Source organism: Prevotella sp. RM4 (genome assembly GCF_000701965.1).
GTDB lineage: Bacteria > Bacteroidota > Bacteroidia > Bacteroidales > Bacteroidaceae > Prevotella > Prevotella ruminicola.
Map to the genome: position 1 here is coordinate 122,648 of NZ_JNKG01000013.1, position 25,406 is coordinate 148,053.

The 25,406-nt window shown below is 50.1% G+C and carries 25 protein-coding genes; 20 read left to right on the forward strand and 5 right to left on the reverse strand.

Features of this window, described 5'->3' with window-relative positions; genetic code table 11:
* The first annotated feature begins 5 nt into the window (after nt 1-5).
* From T499_RS0112595 to T499_RS0112620, 6 genes are read left to right on the forward strand one after another with little or no spacing between them, the layout of a single operon-like run.
* On the forward strand, nt 6-3,311 hold the full coding sequence (locus tag T499_RS0112595; protein WP_084163169.1) for an AAA family ATPase: 3,306 nt from the start codon (nt 6-8) through the stop codon (nt 3,309-3,311).
* A 6-nt stretch (nt 3,312-3,317) separates the two neighbouring features.
* The gene (locus tag T499_RS0112600; RefSeq protein ID WP_073048214.1) at nt 3,318-4,076 is read left to right on the forward strand and encodes an FHA domain-containing protein; all 759 of its coding nucleotides are present in this window, start codon (nt 3,318-3,320) and stop codon (nt 4,074-4,076) included.
* 15 nt (nt 4,077-4,091) lie between these two features.
* Nucleotides 4,092-4,835 (forward strand): PP2C family protein-serine/threonine phosphatase, encoded by a 744-nt coding sequence (locus T499_RS0112605; protein WP_033151260.1) that lies wholly within the window; start codon nt 4,092-4,094, stop codon nt 4,833-4,835.
* Nucleotides 4,836-4,856: 21 nt separating this feature from the next.
* Nucleotides 4,857-5,774 carry a homoserine O-acetyltransferase MetA gene (gene metA, locus T499_RS0112610; RefSeq protein WP_013063445.1) on the forward strand — a complete coding sequence of 306 codons (918 nt, stop codon included), beginning with the start codon at nt 4,857-4,859 and terminating at the stop codon, nt 5,772-5,774.
* 5 nt (nt 5,775-5,779) lie between these two features.
* Nucleotides 5,780-7,564, forward strand: a complete 1,785-nt coding sequence (locus T499_RS0112615; RefSeq protein WP_033151261.1) for a peptidase U32 family protein — start codon at nt 5,780-5,782, stop codon at nt 7,562-7,564.
* Complete coding sequence (locus T499_RS0112620; RefSeq protein WP_033151262.1) at nt 7,548-8,480, forward strand: hypothetical protein; 933 nt, start codon at nt 7,548-7,550, stop codon at nt 8,478-8,480. Before T499_RS0112615 ends, T499_RS0112620 begins: the two co-directional genes overlap by 17 nt.
* Here the strand turns inward: T499_RS0112620 and hemW are convergent.
* Entirely contained in the window at nt 8,477-9,604 is a 1,128-nt protein-coding gene (gene hemW / locus T499_RS0112625; protein ID WP_033151263.1) for a radical SAM family heme chaperone HemW, read from the reverse strand. The two genes, T499_RS0112620 and hemW, sit on opposite strands and share 4 nt — an antisense overlap.
* Nucleotides 9,605-9,731: 127 nt before the next feature.
* On the opposite strand from hemW, the gene T499_RS0112630 reads away from it, so the two are divergent.
* The 12 genes from T499_RS0112630 to T499_RS0112685 all read left to right on the forward strand — a co-directional run bounded on the left by T499_RS0112630 (nt 9,732) and on the right by T499_RS0112685 (nt 19,656).
* Nucleotides 9,732-11,891: an elongation factor G gene (locus T499_RS0112630; RefSeq protein ID WP_033151264.1), complete on the forward strand. Its 2,160-nt coding sequence runs from the start codon at nt 9,732-9,734 to the stop codon at nt 11,889-11,891.
* A gap of 183 nt (nt 11,892-12,074) precedes the next feature.
* Complete coding sequence (locus tag T499_RS0112635; protein WP_033151265.1) at nt 12,075-13,637, forward strand: sensor histidine kinase; 1,563 nt, start codon at nt 12,075-12,077, stop codon at nt 13,635-13,637.
* Between the two features lie 52 nt (nt 13,638-13,689).
* Nucleotides 13,690-14,394: a response regulator transcription factor RprY gene (locus T499_RS0112640; protein WP_013063842.1), complete on the forward strand. Its 705-nt coding sequence runs from the start codon at nt 13,690-13,692 to the stop codon at nt 14,392-14,394.
* Nucleotides 14,387-14,590, forward strand: a complete 204-nt coding sequence (locus T499_RS0112645) for a hypothetical protein (protein ID WP_052173729.1) — start codon at nt 14,387-14,389, stop codon at nt 14,588-14,590. The genes T499_RS0112640 and T499_RS0112645 overlap by 8 nt, the downstream gene beginning before the upstream one ends.
* A 113-nt stretch (nt 14,591-14,703) precedes the next feature.
* Nucleotides 14,704-15,048, forward strand: a complete 345-nt coding sequence (gene rpsF, locus T499_RS0112650; protein WP_013063574.1) for a 30S ribosomal protein S6 — start codon at nt 14,704-14,706, stop codon at nt 15,046-15,048.
* Between the two features lie 3 nt (nt 15,049-15,051).
* Nucleotides 15,052-15,318, forward strand: a complete 267-nt coding sequence (gene rpsR / locus T499_RS0112655) for a 30S ribosomal protein S18 (RefSeq protein ID WP_013064765.1) — start codon at nt 15,052-15,054, stop codon at nt 15,316-15,318.
* Between the two features lie 22 nt (nt 15,319-15,340).
* Complete coding sequence (gene rplI / locus T499_RS0112660; protein ID WP_013064329.1) at nt 15,341-15,931, forward strand: 50S ribosomal protein L9; 591 nt, start codon at nt 15,341-15,343, stop codon at nt 15,929-15,931.
* Nucleotides 15,932-16,107: 176 nt separating this feature from the next.
* Nucleotides 16,108-16,776, forward strand: coding sequence for a helix-turn-helix domain-containing protein (locus T499_RS0112665; protein WP_033151297.1), 669 nt, complete (start codon nt 16,108-16,110; stop codon nt 16,774-16,776).
* 120 nt (nt 16,777-16,896) lie between these two features.
* Nucleotides 16,897-17,391 carry an RNA polymerase sigma factor gene (locus T499_RS0112670; protein WP_033151266.1) on the forward strand — a complete coding sequence of 165 codons (495 nt, stop codon included), beginning with the start codon at nt 16,897-16,899 and terminating at the stop codon, nt 17,389-17,391.
* The gene (locus T499_RS0112675; protein WP_033151267.1) at nt 17,388-18,047 is read left to right on the forward strand and encodes a hypothetical protein; all 660 of its coding nucleotides are present in this window, start codon (nt 17,388-17,390) and stop codon (nt 18,045-18,047) included. The genes T499_RS0112670 and T499_RS0112675 overlap by 4 nt, the downstream gene beginning before the upstream one ends.
* The gene (locus T499_RS0112680; protein WP_033151268.1) at nt 18,037-18,999 is read left to right on the forward strand and encodes a hypothetical protein; all 963 of its coding nucleotides are present in this window, start codon (nt 18,037-18,039) and stop codon (nt 18,997-18,999) included. Before T499_RS0112675 ends, T499_RS0112680 begins: the two co-directional genes overlap by 11 nt.
* A gap of 114 nt (nt 19,000-19,113) precedes the next feature.
* Nucleotides 19,114-19,656 carry a hypothetical protein gene (locus T499_RS0112685; protein ID WP_033151298.1) on the forward strand — a complete coding sequence of 181 codons (543 nt, stop codon included), beginning with the start codon at nt 19,114-19,116 and terminating at the stop codon, nt 19,654-19,656.
* A gap of 17 nt (nt 19,657-19,673) precedes the next feature.
* Here the strand turns inward: T499_RS0112685 and T499_RS0112690 are convergent, their stop codons facing one another.
* From T499_RS0112690 to T499_RS14885, 3 genes are all read right to left on the reverse strand, one after another.
* Nucleotides 19,674-20,174 carry an STM3941 family protein gene (locus T499_RS0112690; protein WP_033151269.1) on the reverse strand — a complete coding sequence of 167 codons (501 nt, stop codon included), beginning with the start codon at nt 20,172-20,174 and terminating at the stop codon, nt 19,674-19,676.
* The gene (locus tag T499_RS0112695; protein ID WP_013064633.1) at nt 20,174-21,109 is read right to left on the reverse strand and encodes a TraB/GumN family protein; all 936 of its coding nucleotides are present in this window, start codon (nt 21,107-21,109) and stop codon (nt 20,174-20,176) included. The genes T499_RS0112690 and T499_RS0112695 overlap by 1 nt, the downstream gene beginning before the upstream one ends.
* A 167-nt stretch (nt 21,110-21,276) precedes the next feature.
* A complete protein-coding gene (locus T499_RS14885) occupies nt 21,277-21,447 on the reverse strand; it encodes a PG1828 family lipoprotein (RefSeq protein WP_013064048.1) in 171 nt (56 codons plus the stop codon).
* 267 nt (nt 21,448-21,714) lie between these two features.
* On the opposite strand from T499_RS14885, the gene mtaB reads away from it, so the two are divergent.
* Both mtaB and T499_RS0112705 read left to right on the forward strand, forming a co-directional pair.
* On the forward strand, nt 21,715-23,040 hold the full coding sequence (gene mtaB, locus T499_RS0112700; RefSeq protein WP_033151270.1) for a tRNA (N(6)-L-threonylcarbamoyladenosine(37)-C(2))-methylthiotransferase MtaB: 1,326 nt from the start codon (nt 21,715-21,717) through the stop codon (nt 23,038-23,040).
* A 17-nt stretch (nt 23,041-23,057) separates the two neighbouring features.
* Nucleotides 23,058-24,080 carry a glycosyltransferase family 2 protein gene (locus T499_RS0112705; protein ID WP_013063275.1) on the forward strand — a complete coding sequence of 341 codons (1,023 nt, stop codon included), beginning with the start codon at nt 23,058-23,060 and terminating at the stop codon, nt 24,078-24,080.
* Here T499_RS0112705 and T499_RS0112710 read toward each other — a convergent pair whose 3' ends face one another.
* Nucleotides 24,081-25,334 (reverse strand): DUF4861 domain-containing protein, encoded by a 1,254-nt coding sequence (locus T499_RS0112710; protein WP_033151271.1) that lies wholly within the window; start codon nt 25,332-25,334, stop codon nt 24,081-24,083.
* Nucleotides 25,335-25,406: the final 72 nt, after the last annotated feature.

Consider the following 25,406-nt stretch of genomic DNA (forward strand, 5'->3'; position numbering starts at 1 on the left):
ATAAAATGGTTTGTCAGAATTGTCATAAAGAAAACAGAAGCAAAGCAAAGTTCTGCAAGTGGTGCGGACAGCAGCTTGTTACTACTGACTTGCTTGATAAGCTGGTTGGCCTCGACGAGGTGAAGAACCAGCTGAAAACCATTGTCGATACCTATACGTTTCTGCGCTCTCGCAAGGATATCTCTAAAGCCCGTATCTCGCTCAATGCCATTGTGATTGGTGATACAGGTACGGGTAAGACGGCGCTGGCCGAGATTCTGCGCGATTACTTCTATCAGCATAAGATCATCGAGAAACCCCAGCTGATGATGGTAGATGCCGTAGATTACCAGCGATTCGTCGACAAATGGGATGAAAATATCAAGAAAGCAAAGAATGGTATATTGTTCTTCGACAATGTGCAGAAGCTTTTGCCCGATAAATACTCTAACCAGGTGAACCCGCTCGACAAGCTGTTTGTTGAGATGGACAAATGGGAGGATAACCCCATTGTGATTATATCCGGACTCTCGAAGGGTTTGGAGGACTTCCTGGAGAGCAACCCAGCCGTAGCCAACCGTTTCAAGTATACCTTCCGTATGACCACGCCAAACTTCCAGGAGCTTACCGAGATATGTAAGCTGAACCTGCAGTTGAAGTATGGCATACAGGATTTCTCGCCCGAAGCTGATAAACAGTTATTGCGTTTCTTTAAATATCAGGTTAAGATTAAGGACGAGACCTTTGGTAACGGACACCTGGCCCATAAAACAGCCGAGAATATCTTTACCCAGTATATCAGTCGTGGCGCCAATGCCACAAGGGTAGAGTTGAGCGACATCACGGGTTATGTACCCGAGGAGCGCTCGGTTGAGGATATCCTGCGTGATCTGGACAGCTACATTGGTATGGACGAGGTGAAGGCTGCTGTAAAAGAGATGGCCTACTCGGTACAAAACGCCATGCAGCGCGCCGAACGTGGATTGGGCGAGCAGGAGAAAATGTCGATGCACATTATTCTTACTGGTAACCCAGGTACAGGTAAAACCACCATTGCCCGTAAGTTGGGCGAAATCCTGGCAGCCATCGGCTATCTGGATAGCGGTCACGTAGTTGAGGTCGACCGTGCCAAGATGGTAAGTCAGTATCAGGGCGAAACACCTAAGGTGGTTGATGCCCTTTGCGATAAGGCCAAGGGCGGTATCCTGTTTGTGGATGAGGCCTACACCTTGGCTCCTGTGAGTGCGTCGGGCGATCGTGATGCCCAGGGCGCACAGGCTTTGGAGAAACTGATGAAACGTATGGAGGACGATCGCGGACAGTTTATCGTGATTGCCGCTGGTTATCGCACGGAGATGGAGAACCTGTTCCGTGTGAACCCAGGTTTCCGCAGCCGTTTCAATTATTTCCTCGATATCAAGGACTACTCGCCAGCCGAGCTGTTCGAGATTATGCAGGTATTTGCCAAGCAGAAGAAGTATATCTTCTCGCCGGATGCACAGGCACTTACTCAGAAGATGATCAAGGAGATGTACGACTCGCGCGACAAGGACTTTGCCAACGGTCGTACCATGCGTACGCTCTTCGACCAGATTTGCAAGAAACAGGCACAGCGCCTGCAGGGGGCAAATATTTCTGCGATGAGCAACGAGGAGCTCATGACCATTGTACGCGACGATATCCCATACGATGCACCACAGACCGTAAGCGTCGACGACTGTCTGAAGAAACTCGACGGTCTGGTTGGTCTCTCGGGTGTGAAGAAGGAGATTGCCAACCTGGCAGCCTTCCTGAACCTGCAGATTGCACGTGGCGAAACCAACACCTTCCAAGGCAAGCACTATGTGTTTACCGGTAACCCTGGTACGGGTAAAACTACCGTAGCCCGTATCATGGCCGATATCTTTAAGACGCTGGGCGTTGTGGCCCGCGGACAACTGGTTGAGGCCGACCGCTCTAAACTGGTGGCAGGCTTCTCGGGTCAGACAGCCATCAAGACCAACCAGCTGGTTGATCAGGCTATGGGCGGTGTACTGTTTATCGACGAGGCTTACACGCTGAAGTCGAACGATGGCGACAGCTTTGGCGCTGAGGCTATCGACACGCTGCTGAAACGTTTGGAAGATGATCGTGGTAAGTTTATCTGTATCGTGGCTGGTTATACCGACCAGATGCACGACTTTATCGATACCAACCCAGGCTTGAAGAGTCGCTTTACACAAACCATCCACTTCGACGACTATACGCCCGACGAGCTTACGGAGATTTTCCTGCATCTCGCATCCGGCAAGAACTTCACCGTCGACGAGGAGACCAAGGCGGCTATTCACCGTATGTTCGAGCAGCTCTATCTGCGCCGCGATAAGAACTTCGGTAATGCCCGTGAGGCACGCCGCATCTTCAACGAGGCTGTAGAGCGCCAGAGTCAGCGTCTGGTAAAGCAGATGACCAGTCCCGACTTCAAGGAGAGCGACATGTTTGCGCTCACCACCGCCGATCTTCCCCTGTCGCAGGGCGAGACCGCACGTCCGCTCGATGTGGTGCTCAACGAGCTCGAAGAGTTCATTGGTATGCGCTCAGTCAAGGATTCTATCCGTCGTCTGGCCGTACAGAGCATGTTCATGAAGCAGCGTGCCGCTATGGGTGCTGGCAGTGTTCAGCAGATGTCGATGAACTTTGTGCTTACGGGTAATCCGGGTACAGGTAAGACATCTATTGCTCGCAAGATGGGTGAGATACTCCAGGCCATGGACATTCTGCCCACATCGCGTGTCATCGAGGCCAGTCGTGCTACGTTGGTTGGTAAGTACATGGGCGAAACACCTAAGATTGTAAACAGCATGTGCGATAAGGCCATGGGCGGTATCCTGTTCATCGACGAGGCTTACACCTTGAGCGATGGCGGCGACATGTACGGCAAGGAGGCTATCGACACGCTGATGAAACGTATGGAGGACGATCGTGGTAAGTTTGTGGTTATCGCTGCAGGCTATAAGGATAAGATGGAGGAGTTCATGATGATGAACGCCGGACTGGCCAGCCGATTCACCCACAAGTTGCACATCGACGACTACGATCCTGATGAGCTGCTGGCTATTTACAAGCACATGGCCCAGAAGGAGCAGTACCAGTTTACGCCTGAGGCTGAGCTTAAGGCACTCGACAAGATCTATAAGATGGTTCTTACCAAGACCGAGTCGTGGGGTAATGCCCGCGAGATGCGCAACCTGCTCGATTCTACTATCCAGCACCTGTCGGAGCGCGTATCAGCGCTGCCGGCCGATCAGGTTACAAAGGAAACATATCAGATTATACTACCAGAAGATATTTAACGAAATATGATTATTTGTCCAGCTTGTAAAGAAGAAATAGAAGACGATTCACATTACTGCGACCAATGTGGACAGCAGTTGCTGTTCTGTAAGCAGTGCGGTCATGTGGGGCTTGGACGTCGTTGCACACGTTGCGGCGGCATGATGGCTTTGCCTGCAGGTAGCATGGCAGCAGCCAATGCCGGAGCAAATCCCATGGGCGCTCCTATGGGCAACCCGATGGCTAATCCTATGGGCAACCCAATGGGTAGTCCTGCTGGTAATCCTGGGGTAGGGGCAGCTGTGCGCCCTGGTGTAAACATCAGCGTTACACCCAGTGCCTCAGTATCGCGCGCCGCAAATGTACCACCAGCACAACAACAGCAGCCTGTATCACCACGCACATCCAATGCGCAGAACATTGCAGCCAGCATATCGGTAGGTCCTGCTATCTCTATTGCTCAGGCAGGTGCCGGTCGTTCAAGCATGCCGATGATGACGTTGGTTAACGAAAGTCTCAATATACGTATCACAGCTATGAACGGTGCCATTATCGGTCGCCGTAAGGGTCCGTACGTTCAGTTCTTCGAGCAGAATTCGTACGTATCGGGTATTCATGCCCAGCTCAAGTACAAGTCAGGCGCAGGTTGGTTCGTTATCGATATGAACTCGTCAAACGGTACCAGGATTAATCAGGCTCCTATCCAGCCCGAGACCGAGAACCCGTTAAAGAATGGCGACGTGCTGTCGATTGCCAATGTCAACCTTCAAGTAGTAATTAGATAGTAATATTTAAAAACAATGATAACAATACACATGACAGCAGCCAGCAAAGTAGGCTGCGTGCGTAGTCAGAACGAAGACATGGTGCTGCTTGGCAGTCATTTCGTGAGGAATGATGCTTTTAGTACACGCGTAGACCTGACCAATAGCGACCGTTATATCATGGCTGTGGCCGATGGTATGGGTGGACATAATCGTGGTGATGTGGCCAGCAGTGATGCGCTGCATAACCTGGAGTTCTATTTTCACGATCTGCCTACAGGTCTTAGCCCCGAATCCATCAAAGATAAGTTTGAGGATTGGTTAGTCTCCATCAACAACATCATCGATTCAAAGGGTCGCTCCGACGAGCAGTATAAAGGTATGGGTACCACATTGGTAGGCTTGGCCTTCTACGAGGGCCAGTTCTATACGCTGAATTGTGGCGACAGTCGCTTGTATCGTTTCCGCGATGGCGATCTTACCCAGCTTACATCCGATCACTCGCTCAGCAACATGCTCGGCTCTTCGCAGCATTCTAACGTTATCACTAACTGTATCGGTGGCGGTGCTACAAGCTCGTTTATCGATATTGTGAACATAACCGATGATATCAAGGAGGGCGATGTTTACATGCTGTGCAGCGACGGACTCACTGATATGTTGCCCGATTCCATTATCTACACACTTCTTGCCGAAGGTTCTGACGCCAACACCCTCTGCGATGCCGCTGTGGCCGCTGGAGGCTTGGACAACGTGTCGTGTTGTGTGTTGCAATTCTAAAAAAGAGAGGAAAAATAAGAAATGCCACTAAGATTACCAGACAGACTGCCCGCTATTGATATTCTGAAGAACGAGAATATCTTTGTGATGGATAACTCGCGGGCAACAACACAGGATATCCGTCCGCTGAAGATTGTGATTCTGAACCTGATGCCTCTGAAGATAACCACAGAGACCGATCTGGTTAGATTGCTTTCAAACACACCATTGCAGATGGAGATTAACTTTATGAAGTTAAAGAGTCATACCCCTAAGAACACGCCGATTGAGCACATGATGATGTTCTATCGCGACTTTGAGTCGATGCGCAACGAGAAGTTTGATGGTATGATTATTACAGGTGCGCCTGTAGAGACGATGGACTTTGAAGATGTAACCTACTGGGACGAGATTACCGATATCTTTGCTTGGGCCAAAACCCACGTCACCAGTACCTTATATATATGTTGGGCAGCTCAGGCTGGCCTTTATTACCATTATGGTGTGCCCAAGTACCCCTTGGAAAAGAAGATGTTCGGCATCTTCCCACAAACACCCGTGGATACCAAACTGCCCATCTTCCGTGGGTTCGACGATGTGTTTATGATGCCTCACAGTCGTCATACCGAGATACATCGCGAGGATATTCTGGCCAACCCCGAGCTTACGTTGCTGGCCGAGTCACCCGAGAGTGGTGTCAGCATGGTGATGGCGCGTGGCGGTCGTGAGTTCTACATTACCGGTCACCTGGAGTATGCGCCAAACACACTCGACAATGAGTATAAGCGTGATCGTGGTATCCGCGACGATGTGGATATGCCAAAGAATTACTATCGCGATGATAATCCTGACAACGCCCCAGTAGTAACCTGGCGTGCACATGCCAACCTGCTGTACAACAACTGGATTAACTACTACGTTTACCAGGAAACACCGTATAATATCGACGAAATTAAATAAGCTTAGTGACTGCATTAGAACTTTTAGCTCCAGCCAAGAATTTGGCTTGCGGCATAGCTGCCATCGATCATGGTGCCGATGCCGTTTATATCGGTGCGCCCAAGTTTGGCGCCCGTGCAGCCGTAGGCAACAGCATCGACGATATTCGCCAACTTTGTGATTATGCTCATCAGTTTGGTGCCAAAATCTATGTTACGCTCAACACCATCGTTTACGATCATGAGCTCGACGAGGCGCAGAAACTGATTGATCAGCTGGCCGGGATAGGCGTTGATGCCATCCTGGTGCAGGATATGGGCTTGCTGCAGTTTATGAACGGTAAGCCTTTCGAGATTCACGCCTCTACGCAGACCGATAACCGCACAGCCGGCAAGGTACGTTGGCTCAAGCAGGTAGGTTTTTCGCGTGCCGTTCTGGCGCGTGAGCTCTCGGCCGAAGAGATTGCCGAGATTCATCGCGAGGTGCCTGATATCGAACTCGAGGTGTTTGTGCATGGTGCCTTGTGCGTTAGCTATTCGGGCATCTGCTATGCCTCGCAGCATTGTTTCCAGCGTAGCGCCAACCGTGGTGAGTGTGCCCAGTTCTGTCGTATGCGTTTCTCGTTGGTCGATGCCGATGGCGAGGAGATAGAACACGAGCGTTACCTGCTCTCGCTCAAGGATATGAACCAGAGCGATAATCTGGATAAACTCATCGAGGCGGGTGCCGTATCGTTTAAGATCGAGGGTCGCCTCAAGGATGTTACTTACGTTAAGAACGTAACCGCTGCTTATAGCGAGCGCCTTAACGCCTATATCCGTAAGCATGCCGACCAGTATTGTCGTGCGTCAAAGGGCCGTTGCGAATACACGTTTACACCCAATCTCAATCGTACGTTTAACCGCGGCTACACCACTTACTTTATGAATGGTCGCCAGCCTAATATCGCCTCGTTCGATACACCAAAGGCGGTGGGCGAGTTTGTGGGTAAAGTTAAGGAGATTCGGCACGATAGCTTTAACGTGGCCGGTACCGCCAGCTTTGCTAACGGCGACGGCTTGTGCTTCCTGAATCAGGATCGCCAGTTCGAAGGCTTCCGTGCCAACCGCGTGGTGGGTAATCGCATCTATCCTTTTAAGATGCCTGCTGGTTTGCGCCCGGGCATGTCGCTCTATCGTAACAACGATCAGGAGTTCGAGCGTATTCTCTCTAAGCCCAGCGCTACCCGTAAGATTCCTGTAAGCATAGCCCTGCGTGCTGTGGCTGATGGCTTTGAGTTAAGTGCCGAAGGTGTAACGGTACACTTTGCGGCCGAACATCAGATAGCCCAGAAGTCGCCTCGCGAGAATCTGGTTCGTCAGCTCTCAAAGCTGGGCGATACCATCTATGAGTGCCAGGAGGTTAACGTACCCGACGATTTTAATTATTTCATCCCCAATAGTCAGCTCACCGACATGCGCCGCCAACTGGTCGAGGCCCTTGTACAGCCCCAGCGCCAGGTAAAGCAGGCCAAGGTGGGTGCTAATCCAGGTGTAGACAAGCTCAGTTATCAGAATAACATCTCCAACCGCCAGTCGGCTGCCTTCTATGGTACCGATAAACTCTCGGCCTATGAGCTGAAAGGTGGCGACGGACCTATCATGCAGTGCCGTCATTGCATCCGTTATTCGTTGGGCTACTGCGTAAAGCGCGGCGGCAAACGCCCCACGTGGCACGAACCGCTTTCTCTCGTATTAGGCGATGGACGCCGATTCCGTCTTGAGTTTGATTGTCAACATTGTCAGATGAACGTCTATGCGTCGACTCGTTAGTCTCCTGTTCGTCTCCATCCTGTTATGTGGCTGCTATAACCGTGGCCCCATCACGCCCGATGCCTGGGATCTGACAGAGAAACAGCTCGACTCTATCTCGTTCTACACCACCCATCATTACACCCAGAACTACAATTTTGTGGTAACGGGCGATTCGCTGGTGGTGGTTGAGCAGCAGCCCGAGGATATGTCGGTGCCCGATGTGGTAACGTTCGAGCTGCAGTCGATGGGCGAGGAGATGAAGAAGGATTCTATCACCCTGCGCCGTAACGAGCATGTGGTGGTGGCCGATATCAAGACGGTACCCACCGACACCATCGATTCTGTGTGGGTAAAGGTGGCGCGCGATCAGCTTACTTTTGGATGGGTACACGAAAACGAGCTTCTCTCAAAGGTGTCGCCCGATGACCCAATCAGTCAGTTCATCGATTACTTCTCCGATAAGCACCTGCTGGTGTTTATGGCCTTCTGCGTGCTTACGGGCGCCGCTTATGGTTTGCGCCGCTTGATGCGTAAGGGTTGTAAGATTGTGCATTTCAATGATATCGCCTCGTTCTATCCCACAGCGCTCTGTCTGCTCATAGCCTCGTCGGCTGTGCTGTATAGTAGCATCCAGCTGTTTGCCCCCGAAACCTGGCGACATTTCTATTATCACCCCTCGCTCAATCCGTTTGCGCTGCCGTTCTGGCTGGGCGTATTCATCTCGTCGGTATGGGCGCTCATCATCTGGTCGTTGGCAACCGTCGATGATGTGTACCACCGTTTGCCCCTGGGCGAGGCCATCATGTATCTGGTAGGATTGGCAGCCGTGTGTGCTGTTATCTATGTGGTGTTCAGCATCACTACCTTGTATTATGTAGGCTATCCGTTGCTGATAGCATACTTCTATTTCGCCATCAAACGTCTGAAGCTTTAAACCAGCATCAGGTCGCTCATAATCATATCGCTTACAAAGAGTCCTTCTTTTGTGAGCGATATTTTTTGGTCGTTGAGTTTCAGCAATCCCGCCTCCAAATGGCGCTGGGCGTTTTTCAGGCAGTAGGTACGCTGCTGGTCGGTCAGCGTGCTCAGGTCTAATCCCTCGCAGGTGCGCAGGGCCACGGTCACGGCATCGTTATATCGTGTGTCCTCGTCCAGCGTCTCTGCCTCAAAACTTCGCTCGCCTTGCTCCATGCCGTTGATGTACTGCTGGATATCGGCCACGTTCCAGCTGCGTGTCTGGATGTCGAACGAGTGGGCAGCGGCGCCGATACCGATATACGGTATGCCCTTCCAGTAGCTGCTGTTATGGAGCGAACGATAGCCCGGGCGGGCAAAATTAGATATTTCGTAATGCTCGTAACCGACTGATTCCAAGCTGTTTATTAATGTAAAGTACATCTTTCGCTCTAACTCCTCGTCAATCTCGGCCACCTTGCCTTGCTCTAACAATCGGTAGAGTGGGGTGCCCTCTTCGTACATCAGGCAGTAGGTAGAGATATGCTCCACGTTCAGCTGCAGCGCCTCGTCGATATCCGCCTGCCATTCTTCAAGTGTCTGGTTGGGAAAGCCGTACATCAGGTCGATGCTGATATTCTGGAATCCTGCTTGGCGCAAGGTTGCTACAGCCTGATGCACCTGTGCTGACGAGTGACGGCGACGCAGAAAATGCAGACGTTCATCGTTAAAAGTCTGTGCGCCCATGCTCACACGGTTGATGGGCAGCTGCTGCAGGGCAGCAGCCAATTCGGGTGTTACGTCATCCGGATTCACCTCGATGGTCACTTCGGCATCGTTTTCCACCTTATTATATATATAGATGGCATCGAAAATCCGGCGCAACTGTGGAATGGTAAGCTGACTGGGTGTGCCGCCGCCAAGATAAATAGTGCCTAAACTCCCCTCCTTTTGGGGAGGGGTTGTGGGTAGACTTCTCATTTTTATCTCCTGGCAAAGGGCATCAACATAGCGCTCGCGAAGCGCCAGCCCCGTGGTAGAATAGAAGCCGCAGTACACACATCGGCTGCTACAAAACGGAATATGTACGTATAAACCTGCCATTATTTTCGAATTTTGCCGGCAAAATTACAAATTTAGTTTAAAATTTGGAAGAAAGTTTTGGTGTTTTCTCAAAAAATAACTAATTTAGTCCCCGATAAAATAAGTATTCACCTAAAACTGAAACGATATGAAAGTATATCAAACTAACGAAATCAAAAACATTGCACTCATTGGCAGTGCGGGTAGCGGCAAGACAACTCTTGCCGAAAGTATGGTCTACGAAGCTGGCATCATCAAGCGCCGCGGTTCTGTAGAGAGTAAGAACACCATGAGCGATTACTTCCCCGTTGAGCAGGAATATGGCTACTCGGTGTTCTCAACTGTTTTTCATGTAGAATGGAACAACAAGAAGCTTAACATCATCGACTGCCCAGGTTCTGATGACTTCGTAGGTGGTTCTATTACTGCAATGAACGTAACCGATCAGGCTGTTATTCTTATCAACGGTCAGTATGGCCCCGAGGTAGGAACGATGAATGCCTTCCGCAATACCGAGAAACTCAAGAAACCCGTTATCTTCCTGGTAAACCAGCTGGATCGCGAGAACTGCGATTTCGATCAGATTCTCAACCAGCTCAAGGAAATCTACGGTCCTAACTGTGTGCCCGTTCAGTATCCTATCGCCACAGGTCCTGGCTTCAATGCTGTTATCGACGTGCTCCTGATGAAGAAGTACTCTTGGAAACCCGAGGGTGGTGCTCCTATCATCGAGGATATCCCAGCCGATCAGTTGGAGAAGGCTAAGGAGATGAAGGCAAAGCTGGTTGAGGCTGCTGCCGCTGGCGACGATACACTGATGGAGAAGTTCTTTGAGAGCGAGGACCTGAGCGAGGACGAGATGCGTGAGGGTATCCGTAAGGGTATGGTAACACGCAGCATCTTCCCTGTATTCTGCGTTTGTGCAGGTAAGGACATGGGTGTTCGCCGCTTGATGGAGTTCTTGGGTAACGTGGTTCCTTTTGTAAGCGATATGCCTGTTATCCAGAATGCTGCCGGTCTGGATGTTCCTGCCGATGCCAGCGCACCTGCATCACTCTATTTCTTCAAGACAGGTGTCGAGCCCCATATCGGCGAGGTATCTTACTTCAAGGTAATGAGCGGTAGCGTTAAGAGCGGCGACGACTTTACCAATGCCGATCGTGGTTCAAAGGAGCGCATAGGTACTATCTACGCTTGTGCCGGTGCCAACCGTATTCAGGTTGATCAGCTGGTAGCTGGTGATATCGGTTGTACCGTTAAGCTCAAGGATGTAAAGACTGGTAACACCCTGAATGGTAAGGATGTCGAGAATAAGTTCAACTTCATTAAGTATCCTAACTCTAAGTTCTCTCGTGCCATCAAGGCCGTTAACGAGAGCGAGACCGAGAAGATGATGACCGCTCTGCAGAAGATGCGTCAGGAGGATCCTACATGGGTTGTTGAGCAGTCAAAGGAGTTGCGCCAGATTATCGTTCATGGTCAGGGTGAGTTCCACCTGCGTACCTTGAAGTGGCGTATGGAGAACAACGAGAAGATCCAGATCGAGTATATCGAGCCAAAGATTCCTTATCGTGAGACTATCACTAAGATGGCCCGTGCCGATTATCGTCATAAGAAACAGTCGGGTGGTGCCGGACAGTTTGGTGAGGTACACCTGATTGTAGAGCCTTACACCGAGGGCATGCCCGATCCTACATCGTTCAAGATCAACGGTCAGGAGTTCAAGATGAACATCAAGGGTAAGGAAGAGGTTGCCCTCGACTGGGGCGGCAAGCTGGTATTCATCAACTCGGTTGTTGGTGGTGCTATCGATATGCGATTCATGCCTGCTATCCTTAAGGGTATCATGGAGCGCATGGAGCAGGGCCCACTCACCGGTTCTTATGCCCGCGACGTTCGCGTGATTGTTTACGATGGTAAGATGCACCCAGTTGACTCTAACGAGCTTTCGTTCATGCTGGCTGCCCGTAACGCCTTCTCGGCTGCCTTCAAGGAGGCCGGTCCAAAGGTGCTCGAGCCTATCTACGATCTCGAGGTGCTCGTACCAGGCGACTACATGGGTGATGTAATGAGCGACCTGCAGGGCCGTCGTGCCATCATCATGGGTATGGATTCTGAGGCTGGCTATCAGAAGCTGAGTGCTAAGATTCCTCTCAAGGAGCTCTCAAGCTACTCTATCGCCCTCAGTTCTATCACCGGTGGTCGTGCATCGTTCTCTACCAGCTTCTCAAGCTACGAGCTCGTGCCAAACGATATCCAGCAGGCACTGATCAAGCAGCACGAGGAGGAGATGAAGGACGAGGATTAATACGCCCCTATTATTTGTACATTGAATATGGTAGAATCCCTGCTATTTGGTTAGCAGGGATTCTTTTTTAATTGCATATTCGCAACTAAAATGTCATAATCTTGTTAAATTTGCGAAATCAGCCCGAAATAATTAACAAATTCGGTACGTCGTTTTAAGAAATAGCTTATCTTTGCAATCGATATGAAGAAAAGTACGATTTGGATCATAGCAATAGTCATGGGCCTCTCATTTGTAGGGCTTCTGTACCTTCAGATCTCGTACATCGAGGAGATGGCGAAGATGAAGAAGGAACAGCTCGACGAGTCGGTTAAGCGTAGCCTCTATCAGGCATCGCGTAACCTGGAGATGAACGAGACCCTGCGTTATCTCGAGAAGGATGTGAAGGAAACCGAGCGCAAGGCCTATAAGCAGGACTCTGTGATGGTGGATGGTCTCGACGGCACCATTAAGCACTCACACCAGTTTGCTGTAGCTGCCGACGATGGTACCGTTTACTCAAGCTTCGAGCTCAAAACGTTTGCCATCCGTCCCGCCAACGTGCCCAAGGCCATGATTCTGCGTACCGATAAGAACAGCATCTCCGAGGCCTCTAAGTCGCTGCAGGAGATTGTGCGCAACCGTTATGTATATCAGAAGGCGTTGCTAGACGAGGTAGTTTACAACATCCTCTATACCGCCAGCGATAAACCTCTGAAGGAGCGCATCAACTTCAAGCTGCTCGATCAGGATATCCGTACCGAACTGCTCAACAACGGTATCAACATCCCATACCACTTCCGCGTGGAAACCGCCGATGGTCGCGAGGTGTACCGTTGTCCCGAATACTCATCCGAGGGCGAGGAGAGCGTTTACTCACAAACGCTGTTCAGTCACGACCCCTCATCAAAGATGGGTGTGGTAAAAATCCACTTCCCCGACATGAGTTCGTACATCTTCTCAAGTGTGCGTTTCATGATCCCGGCAGTTATCTTTACCTTCGTGCTGCTGCTCACGTTCCTATTCACCATCGTGGTCATCTTCCGTCAGAAGCGACTCACCGAGATTAAGAACGACTTCATCAACAACATGACCCACGAGCTCAAGACGCCTATCGCCTCTATCTCGCTGGCCGCCCAGATGATGAACGACCCCAGCGTAGCCAAGTCGGAGCAGATGGCCAAGCACCTGGGAGGAGTGATTTCCGACGAGTCGAAGCGTCTGCGCTTCCTGGTTGAGAAGGTGCTCCAGATGTCGATGTTCGATAAGAAGAGCATTGTATTCAAGAAGAAGGAGCTCGACCTGAACGAGATGGTTGAGAATATCGCCCAGTCGTTCACGCTCCGTGTAGAGCATACCGGCGGTAAGATCTATACCGATATCGAGGCTGTTGATTCAGCTATCTTCGTGGACGAGGTTCACTTCCAGAACGCTATCACCAACCTGATGGACAACGCTGTGAAGTACCGTAAGCCCGATGAGCCTATCGATATCTATATCAAGACCTGGAACGAGAAGGATCGTCTGTGCTTCTCAATCCGCGATACCGGTCTGGGCATCAAGAAGGAGAACGTGAAGAAGATCTTCGAGAAGTTCTACCGCGTTCATACAGGAAACGTGCACGATGTGAAAGGCTTCGGTCTTGGCTTGGCCTACGTGAAGAAGATTATCAACCTGCACGAGGGCGAGATCAAGTGCGAGAGCGAGCTGGGCAAGGGTACCACCTTTACTATCTCGCTGCCCATCCTGAAGGAGGACGAACAATAAACGTGATAATACAAATAAAATTTAATTAATAACACTTTAAAATTTAACGATGATGGACGACAAAATTAAGATTTTGCTTTGCGAGGACGACGAGAACCTCGGAATGCTGCTCCGTGAGTATTTGCAGGCCAAAGGCTTTGTTGCAGAACTCTGTGCTGATGGTGAGGCAGGCTTCAAGGCTTTCCTCAAGACAAAATTCGACATCTGTGTGCTCGATGTGATGATGCCTAAGAAGGATGGCTTCACACTCGCTCAGGAGATTCGTTCTGCCAACACAGACGTGCCCATTATCTTCCTCACAGCTAAGACCCTGAAGGAGGATATCCTCGAAGGTTTCAAGCTGGGTGCCGACGATTACATCACCAAGCCTTTCTCAATGGAGGAGCTCGTGTTCCGTATTGAGGCCATTCTGCGCCGCACTAAGGGTAAGAAGAGCCGCGAATCTACTGTTTACCGCCTGGGTCAGTTCACTTTCGATACCCAGAAGCAGTTGCTGCAGATTGGCGAGAAGCAGACCAAGCTTACCACCAAGGAGAACGAGCTGCTGGCTCTGCTCTGCAGTCACTCAAACGAGATTCTGCAGCGCGACTTCGCTCTGAAAACTATCTGGATTGATGATAACTACTTCAATGCCCGCTCTATGGATGTTTACATCACTAAGCTGCGCAAGCACCTGAAGGACGATCCACAGATCGAGATTATCAATATTCATGGTAAGGGCTACAAGCTCATTACTCCTGAGGTAGACGATGAGTAAACCGGGCATGGTGAAAAGAGGAATCATAAAAGCATATTTGGGAGTAGCACTGGTTTTGGCCGGTGCTCTCCTTTTATTGGTTAGTTATCTTACCGGCTTCACCCGTTATAACCTGGTGTTGCTTACCGGTCTGATTTTCATTGTTTTAGGCGTTGTTTTGCACGTTCGGCAACAGAAAAGAGGTGAAAAGTATTAAATATTCTTAAATCATAGGAATGTTCAATGTTCAATGGTCAATGTTCAATAAAAATTTTGTACCTTTGCACCCGCTTTAAGCAATAACATTATTAATTTATTTTATTAAGTAGTATGAATCAATACGAAACCGTTTTCATTTTAACTCCCGTTTTGTCTGATGAACAGATGAAGGAAACGGCCGCAAAATTCAAGAAGGTTCTCACCGATAAGGGTGCAGAGATCATCAACGAAGAGGCCTGGGGATTGAAGAAGATGGCTTATGCTATTCAGAAGAAGTCTACAGGTTTCTACTGCCTGGTAGAGTTCAAGGCTGAGCCAGAAGTGATTAAGACATTGGAGACTGCTTTCCGTCGTGACGAGAAGGTAATTCGTTTCCAGACTGTTAAACTTGACAAGTATGCAGTTGAGTACGCCGAGAAGCGTCGTGCAAAGCTTGGTAAAAAAGAGGAGGCTTAAACTATGGCAGAACAGAGTGAAATCCGTTATTTGACAGCTCCTTCTATCGACACAAAGAAGAAGAAGTATTGCCGTTTCAAGAAGAGCGGTATCAAGTACATCGACTACAAGGATCCCGAGTTCCTGAAGAAGTTCCTCAACGAGCAGGGTAAGATTCTTCCCCGCCGTATCACTGGAACATCTCTGAAGTATCAGCGTCGTGTGGCTCAGGCCGTTAAGCGTGCCCGCCAGATCGCACTGCTGCCTTACGTAACCGATTTGATGAAATAATTAAAGAGGAGGACGCAAGATTATGGAAATTATACTGAAAGAAGATATTATCGGTCTGGGATTCAAGAACGATATCGTGAATGTAAAGTCTGGCTATGGCCGTAACTACCTCATCCCTCAGGGTAAGGGTGTTATCGCTAGCCCTTCAGCTAAGAAGATTCTCGCAGAGAACCTGAAGCAGCAGGCTCACAAGCTGGCTGCCCTCAAGGCTGCTGCCGAGGAGAAGGCTGCTCAGCTCAATGGTGTAGTTGTAGAGGTTGCCGCTAAGGTAAGCGTAACTGGCCAGCTCTATGGTTCAGTTGGTGCTGCTCAGGTTGCCGATGAGCTCGCTAAGCTGGGTAAGGAGGTTGATCGCAAGATCATCACCATGAAGGATGCCAAGAAGGTTGGCGACTATGTAGCTCTGGTACACTTCCACAAGGAGGTTATCGTTGAGCTCCCTGTAAAGGTAGTTGCTGAGAATGCTGCTGAGCTGCAGGCTGCTGCTGACGCTGAGGCTGCCATCAAGGCTGCTGCTGATGCAAAGAAGGCTGCTGCTAACGAGGCAGAGGCTGCTGAGGCTGCCGACGAGGCTGAGGCTCTCGAGGCAATCGATGCTCCTGCTGAGGCATAACTCAAAAAGATTAAATCATAACAATTAATAACATGCTGTAAGGCATCATTATTTATTATGACACAGCGTCCCGAGGGTTCTCCCTCGGGATTTTTTTGTGCCAAATAATGTAAAAGCCTTGCTTAACTGCCCGAAAGTGATTATCTTTGCAACCATAATAATAAACCTTGATGAAGATGAAACAGAAATACGCCGTATTAGTGTTCCTCATGCTGATTGCCGCATCGGCAGTTACAAGTTTCAGTAGTTATCGTGCTACCGAGAGTCTGGTCCAGAAGGATATGAGTCAGGCTTTGGCTTATGCCCTTGATGAGCAGCAGAGCGATGTGATTACTGCCGATACCATTAAAGTGTTTAACCGCCATCTGCAGTTGGATGCCCTGCGCGGTCAGGCCCTGCTGGCTGTCGATACCCGTCAGCATGCGTTCCGTTGCGAGGCCCAGTGCTCGGCTGCTACCATTTTCTCGATGTCGGAGCAGCGCCCTGCCTTGGCTCTATGCACCTTGGCCATGCTGTGGGGTATGTTTTGTTTGTATCAGCACCGTCGTCAGATGGTCGGGGGTCTTTATGGCGGGTTGGCTTTGCTGGATGGCCGCATTGTTGATGCCAAAGGCAGCGTGGTAAAACTCACGCCCATGCAGCTGCAGCTGATGGAGATGTTTTTCCGTTCACCCAATCACAGCCTGTCGAAAACCGAAATCTGCGACACGTTATGGCCTAAAAAGGATGATGCCAGCGAAACGCTTTACACGCTTATCCGTCGTTTAAAGCCCATCATCGAGGCCCATTCAGATTTAAAGATAGAGGCCGATCGCGGAAAAGCTTACGAATTGAAAATCAAATAGTTATCATATAAATTCCTTGTCTCTTCATACCATGTATGGGGAGATTTTTTTGTTAAATACAGTTAATGTTTGTTTGGTTTCGGACCGTTTATGTGTCTAATGAGTGTAAAGCAAAAGTAAATGGAAAAAAATGCATTCGAACAGATAGCCCGCACGTGGCGCGAAAAAGCCATCAGCGTAAGTCTCCACTATGGTGCGGGTAAGGAAGAGGCCGAGGACATCGCACAGGATGTGATGCTTCGTCTGTGGCAGATGCACCATGAACTGGAGCAATACCAATCGGTAGAGGCCATCGTGTCGCTGATGTCGAAACATCTGCTGCGAAACCACCAAAGGCGAAAACCTACCGAGGCGCTCAACGAGGCCACCGTGGTGGGGCTAACAACCAGTCCACACGAAGAGCTGGAGAGCAAGGAGAACGAGCAATGGCTGCAATCCCGGCTGGCCCAGCTGCCCACAACACAGCGCACCTTACTTTACATGCGACAAGTAGAGCGGCGCAGTCATGAAGAGATAGCCCAACTGTTAGGCATCGAGCCCACATCGGTAAGTACCCTGCTGGCCAGAGCCCGACGAACATTATTACAAGAAATCAAACAGCGAAACGAGTTATGATACAGTACACCAAGGAATACATTCAGGAGTTGCTTACCAAATATATGGACGGCACTTCGACGCTTGACGAGGAGGATATCCTGAGCAGCTACTTCAAGGGCGATAACATCCCCGAGGAGTGGACCTGCTACCAGCAGCTGTTCCAGGAGATCGAGGCCATGCAGCCCGTTGCAGAGCCTGCTGATATTCAGCCTGCCGCAGAGCAGAAACCCGAAAGCCGTCGCCGTTGGATGGTTTGGAGCCTGGCTGCTGCAGCTGTTGTTGCCGGTGTGGTGTATCTGGCCGTTCCCTCTCATCAGTCGGCGTTTGTGCCCGCAGCACCGCTCACCGCCCAGACCGATACCACAACGGTACAGTCGGAAACCGAGATGGTACAGCCCCGCAACGAGACGGTTCATACCGATACGGTGCTGGCACCCAAGGCGGCTGCCCAGCCTGCCCCCGCCAAGAAGCGCAGTAAGCGCAAGATAGTACCCACTATCCACGATATCGATAAGGCATACGCCCTGATGGCGCAGGTTGAAGCCCAGGTACAGGCCGAAGATGAGATGATCGAGGCCAAACTGGCCGCTTATGGCTACATTCCCGTGATGCAAGAAGATGGTACCATAGTATATATTAACGAACAAACAAATTTTATTGCATATGAAGAGTAAAAACTTGATTTTGTCGGCCATGCTGATGGCGCTGCCCTCAACCTTGATGGCACAGCAGAACATTCAGAAGGCATTTGATGCCCTGCTGAAGGATAAGATAGTAGAAACCAAGACGCAGCACACCTTGGAGCGCGACCCGGAAACGGGACAGAAAACTGCCCAGGCCGATGTGTACGATTTTACTTTGCCTACACTCTATGCTCGTAAGCATATCAAGGAAATCCAGGAGGCTTTCGAGAAGGATAAGGATGTTGCTTACACCTATCGTACGGGTACACATCGCCAGGATGAAGTGAATGAAAGGGTTGATAAGAAAAGGCACGAAACGGTGCTTAGCGTTATTCACTATAGTCGCATTCAGATTGCTGTAGGCGATGGCAAGCAGTCGGTAGCTATCGGCACCAAGGAAGGAGCTAATTATGTCTATGCCTGCTTTAATGATGAGGATGACGCTACCAAGAAATACCGTTATTGCTATGCGATGGACTGGGTAGAGCAGAATGGCGAGACTATAGTCCGACTGGCCGTCACCTATGCCCTGAAGCCCGAAGCACGCAAATCCTATGGAAAGGGGCGCATAACAAGCGTTACTCTGAATGGAAAGCCGCTGAAGATCGACGAGATTATGGATGCTGTAGGCGACCAGCTCGAGAATATCAAAGGTTTTAACGATCGCTTTGAGTTCGATCTCGATTCTATCGATGCACCCAAGTCGTCGTATATCTGGCTCAGCGAGTTCAACACCTACAAGAAGTTCTTCCTGAAGAATCCCGATGGCAATACCGCTACCCATCACGCCACCTCGATTTATAATCTCTGCAAGAACGCAGATGGACTTGAGGCCGACGAAAAGAAGTTGGTTATCAGCGAGATCAAGAAGCTGAAAGAGGTCACCGGCGACGATTTTATCCAGAATCTGTTCGATATGTGCATCGAACGACTCGGTAAATAACCTGTTGAAAATTAGATGGTTAGCTCGTTGTCAGCGAATTGTCAGACAAATGTCAGCCAAATAATTCTCTCTCTTTATATTCTCTTCATACCTTTGCAGTCAAAAACTACAGGTATGAGGAGATTCTTATTTTTAGCGTTTGGTGCGTTTGTGATTTTTATGGTATATATGTCGAACTGTGGTGGATGTAATGACCGTCCGTTGGCCGAGAAGCTGGAGCGGGCGATGACGCAGACACGGCTGGTGACTTATCACGATGATGATTACGATTATACCATTAAGCACCCGATGTTTTTTGAACCGACCGACGATTCGCTGATGGAGAAAGGTAGCTGTAGGTTCAGCTTCTGGCAGGACAGCATCGAGATTGTGCTGGCGGCCTTTGTGCAACGTAATGCCGACTCGCTCAGCGTCGATCAGGCTGCCAACAAATACGCAGCTGAGCTGCATGCCACGCATCAACGCACGGGTAAGGACTTCTTTATTCTTTCAGGCTCGCTGCATAGCGACACAGGTCAGATTACCGGGCGCCGCTTTTATGCCAAGTTTGTACGTCATCGTAAACTCTGGTTTGTACAGAACCTTACGTATCCCGAGGATTGCGAACACTCTCTAAGCCGACTGCTTAAAGAGATTGACGCCTGGCAGGTTTGGTAAGCACAAAATAAGCCGCACTATTCTGTGCGGCTTGTTATTTTCTGAAGATGTAATCTCTCGTTTAGTTGCTTCAGTAGCTCTTGGGGCTTGATGTCCAGGTAGCGCGTGGGGATTTCGTAGGGAGCACCGGGACTGAGTTTATAGCCCATGCGTGTTTCGCGGGTTTCGTCCAGGTATTCGTCGGTACGATAATTCTCGTGTTCCTGCTTGTAATGTATGCCTATAAGATACTGGCCCTTGTAGGTAACAGGGTAGAAATCCTCTACGTCGCGGAAGCAGACCGTCCACTGATACCTGCTTTTTACCTCTATGCACTCGTCGTTGACAACGATGCGACGCCAACCTCTGATCAGTTCGATCGCTAAATTAACGAACATGACAGCAGCGAATGCACTAACGAACCTGAAGGCGTCTTTGTTGCACATAGAAAAGTATGCCACAACGCCAACCAATGGAACAAGAATCAGCAGTCCTATGGCGGGCAACTTTTTTGAGTAGTTGATCTTTAGTACTTTCATTATTTTCTCTTTATTAGTTCTACTTTATAGCCTTCTTTGCGCAGTAGTTGGATAATGCCCGACTGACCAATCAGATGTCCTGCGCCGAATACAAATAGGGTTGGTGTTTGGCTGATGGCGGTTTTGATTTTGGGCAACCATCGCTCGTTGCGGGCCTTAAACAGTTCGGGCTGCTTGTTAACCTGCGAAATCCAGTAGTCTGATTGTGCAAAACTATCGTAATCGCCCTCTTTCCAATAGGTTCCGGTCTTGGCTACCGTGTTCAGCTCGTCGGCTATCATCTGTTTGCGATGCTCCATGTCGCTCAGAAAAGCCACCAGCGAGTCAACCTGCACGTCGATCTTGGCATTCAGCGAGTCGCGCATCTTTTTCAGCTTATCCTCGGGCTGTACCTCGTCGAGCTGTCCGAAGCTTAATCCGCGCTCCTTGGCACGATTGATACAGAACATGTCTATCGGTGTGCCGGTCATGCCTAACTCGGGATGTTTCTGCATCTCCTGACTTGTAAATATCAAGCTGAATGTGGTAATCAGCACGTTAGGCTGATAGTTCCATACGCTTTTCATCACCGAGTCGGTAAAGTTCACTTGGAAAGTCTCTTTAAAGCGCGTGTTCAGCAGGTCTATCTGGTCCTGATTCAGTACGTCAAAGATGTTTTTCCCTTCGGGCAGACTGATAGCCTGCTGTCCTGCAGCCTGTGCCTGGGCCATGGATTGCTGACTGCTGATATCGTACTCGGCATAAAGCTGACGGCATTTCGATTCGGCCTCGACAAATTCGGGGATACTGTCGAGCAGAGAGCCGGGCAATGTATGTACTGATCCGAGGATATAAGATGGCTCTTTGATTTTCTTGCCGCTGATGCGGAACAGGAACTGAGCGTTGGCACTAACAGCTGTAAAGGCTATGGCCAGGATAAGGAAGGTTTTCTTCATAACTTTTTTGGTTTATAAGTTTCACGTTGCAAATATAAGCAACAAATTTTGATTGTGCAAGAAATGCGCGCGCCTTAACCTAATAATAACATAGGGTAGGGGCTGGCACAAAAATAAAGCCCGCAGAACTGAGTTCTACGGGCTCTTTCTCTCAATCGTTCGTTCAATTACTGAGCAACTGAATCAGCAGCAACTGTGTCAACAGCGAGGCTGTCAGCTACAGTGTCAACTACCTCGGCGATAGAGTCAGTGTCCTGTACAGGAGCCTGAGCCTTGTTACCACATGATGCGAAAGAGATAGCAGCAACTGCTACGAACATGAATACCAATTTCTTCATTTTTTCTAAGCTTTTAAAATCTGTAAAACAATCATTTGTTTATTAAAACGATGCAAAGGTAAGCATTATTTTAATACAACGTATCATTTTTTTCGATTTTTTTTTAGGGGTTTTTGTAACTTTTTCGCAAAACGCTGTAAATCAACCACTTACGAAATGTTAAATTTAGTGTATTTTTCGCACATAACTTAAAAATGGCTCAAAATGCGTGTTTTTTGCAAAAAATGTCGTACCTTTGTGCCCGCAAACAATACACCTATTTTATATATGATAGATACCTCAGCATTTCAAGGCAAAAAGGCTGCCTATTTTACACTCGGATGTAAGTTGAACTTCTCAGAAACATCTACTTTTGGTAAGATGCTTCAGGACCTGGGCGTAAGTACTGCCCAGAAAGGCGAGCAGGCCGACATCTGTTTGATAAACACCTGTTCGGTAACCGAGGTGGCTGATAAGAAATGTCGTCAGGCCATTCACCGCTTGGTGCGCGAGAATCCCGGTGCCTTTGTGGTGGTAACGGGATGCTATGCCCAGCTCGAGGCCGACGAGGTGGCAAAGATCGAGGGTGTAAGTCTGGTGTTAGGCTCTAACGAGAAGGCCAACCTGGTTCAGTTCTTGTCGGATGCCTGGACAGGCGCCCCCACAGCTAAGTATTATCGTGAGAAAACCAAGGATATCAAATCCTTTGCGCCCAGCTGCTCAAAGGGTAACCGCACGCGCTATTTCCTGAAGGTGCAGGATGGTTGCGATTATTTCTGCACCTACTGTACCATTCCCTACGCCCGTGGTTTTTCGCGCAACCCAACGATTGCCTCGCTGGTAGCGCAGGCCCAGGAGGCCGCTGCCGAGGGTGGTAAGGAGATTGTGCTCACCGGTGTGAACATCGGCGACTTTGGTAAGACTACCGGCGAGAAGTTTATCGACCTGGTTAAGGCGCTCGATGGGGTAGAGGGCATTCAGCGTTACCGCATCAGCTCGCTCGAACCCGATCTGATTTCGGACGAGCTCATCGAGTACTGCGCCAAGAGCCGTGCCTTCATGCCGCACTTCCACATCCCCCTGCAGAGTGGTAGCAACACGGTGCTCAAGCTCATGCATCGTCATTACGATCGCGAGCTGTTTGCCGAGAAGATCCACCGTATCAAGGAGTTGATGCCCGATGCCTTTATCGGCGTGGATGTGATGGTGGGCTGCCGTGGCGAAACACCCGAGTGCTTCGAGGAGACCTACACGTTCCTGGATAGCCTGGATGTTACTCAGCTGCACGTGTTCCCATACTCCGAGCGCCCAGGCACATCGGCCCTCAGCATCCCCTACGTGGTTCCCGAGAAGGAGAAGAAGCTGCGTGTAAAGCGCCTGCTGGAACTCTCTGATCAGAAAACCCATGCTTTCTACGAGCGTTATATCGGCCAGCAGGCCGAGGTGCTGTTCGAGAAGGCTACCCGCGGTCGTGCCATGCACGGTTTTACTAAGAACTATATCCGTGTAGAGCTGCCCGCCAAGGATGCCAACCCCGATTTCGACAATCAGCTTATCAGTGTGAAGCTGGGCGAGATGACCCGCGATAAGGAGTCGTTAATGTGTATTATATAATGTACGCGCGCGAAAAAATGGAAAAAGTAGCAATAGTCATACTCAACTGGAACGGTCGCCAGATGCTCGAGCAGTATCTGCCCTCCGTGCTTAATTACTCAAAGGACGAGGCCACGGTTTATGTAGCCGATAACGCATCAACCGACGATTCGTTGGCGTTCCTGCAGCAGCATTACCCCGAGGTAAAGCTGGTTGTGCTGGACCAGAACTGGGGCTTTGCCGAGGGTTACAACCGGGCTTTGGCACAGATCCAGGCCGAGTACTACCTGCTGCTCAACTCCGATATCGAGGTTACCCACCATTGGCTCACCCCGATGATCGAGTACCTGGATGCCCATGCCGATGTGGCTGCCTGTCAGCCCAAGCTGCTCTCCATCTTTGATAAGGACCGCTTTGAGTATGCCGGTGCCAGCGGTGGCTATCTCGACCGCTTTGGCTATCCTTTCTGTCGTGGTCGAATCTTCGATACCGTCGAGGCCGACAACGGACAGTACGACGACGTAGCCGATATCCTGTGGGCCACAGGCGCCGCGCTCCTCATCCGCAGCACCGATTACTGGGCTGTAAACGGATTGGATGCCCGGTTCTTTGCCCATAACGAAGAGATTGATATGTGCTGGCGATTGCGCATTCGTGGTCGCCGTATCGTCTGCATTCCAGATAGTTACGTGTACCACGTAGGTGGCGGCACGCTGCCTAAGGGTAACCCGATGAAGACCTTCCTGAACTTCCGCAACAACCTGACGATGCTGTATAAATGCCTGCCCGATGGCGAGCTGCAGCACGTGATGCGTTGGCGCTGGTTCCTGGATTACCTGGCCGCCTGGGAAACCCTGATTCTGGGTCGTAACTGGGGCGACTTCAAGGCTATCTACCGTGCCCGTCGCGCTTTTAAACGTTGGAAGAAAGATTTTGAAGCCGACCGCCAGGCCATTCAGGCTTCGCGTCAGACCATAAAAATACCAGAGCAAAAATCGTTCTCTTTGCTCTGGCAGTATTACGCTAAAGGTCGCAAGCTGTTTAGTGCCTTGCCCCTTTAGTTATGGCTGGGTAATCACCACCTTTACGGGCTGTTCAACCTCCTTGCGCCACAGCTTCAGGAAATTGAACCAATCCTTAGCGGTATGATAGCCAAATGTCTCGTTATCAGAGGTATACGCTATCTTGTACTTCAGTATATTCTGGTTGGCTTTTACCACAAAAGCATAGTTGTCTTTGTTGGCTGGCTCCTCGCTGGCCATGTACTGCTGGGGTATCAATATACCCAAGCCCACCGTTTCGCGCTTAAAGTTGATGGTGTCGCCTGTGGGGAAGTCGCTGCCCCAACAGCCGCGCAAACCCTTATGGTCGGTAAACTCCTCCGAACCCTTTACGTTAATCACACCGGTAGAGAATCGGTAGTTGCTCACGTCGGTATGCTTCTTGGTGAAATATACTTCTACATCGGTGTCGCGATGACCGGCATACTGGATGTAGCGTATCGTTAGGTTGATGGGTGATGGGTGGTAGGTGTTGGTGGATGGTGCCTGCCAACCTTTATCTACTAACTCTACGATGGTGCGCAGCGGACCGTACGAGATGATGCGCTGTGTGCGCGAGGCCACGGGCTCAATCATCGTGGGCTGCTTTCCGTCCCAACCGCGGAACGCACCCAGTCCAAAGGTGTTGCCCACCCACAGCACATCGTCGCCGTAACCTTGTGCCTTCTGCTCAGGCTGGGTGTAGAACTGGGTTTCCTCCAGCTCCAGGCGCTTCTGGAACTTACCGTACAGGTCCAGTGTCTGACGTTTGTCGAAGTAGATGCGGATACCGTTCAGCTCGCTCTCAAAATCCACGCCGTGATGGTGCTGCAGGTTGTACGAGTTAGCGCAGTCGCCGCGCGCGGTGATGGCCTCGATAAAGTTGTTGTGCTTGTTTTTCTCCTTCACCTTGTCGTTGCGAATCAGCATTTCGGCAAACACGCGGGCAGGGTATTTGGCAGGCTCGTCGCACAGGTCGGTAAACAGCTGTACCTGGTACTTCAACTGCTGTTTGCCCTTCAGATCGGCCAAAAAGCACAGCTCGTCGAACACCTCGTCCTGGTCCAGATCATCTAGCTGACAGGGTATCTCCTTGCCCTCGCAGGTAACCAGCGCGCGGCGCACTTCGCCGTAGCTGTTAAGGGGGATTATCACCGCCTGATCGGTGCGTGCGGCAGCCGATGGGTTAGTAACGCTCACGGTCAGCTGCTGCTGAGCCTGGGCGGTCATCACACTGATGGCAGCAAGTGCCAACGTTATCATTTTCTTCTTCATCTTTTTATTTGTCTTAGCAGAGAGCAAAAGTACACAAAAACCATCAAACGGCCCCCGATTTTTACACAAATA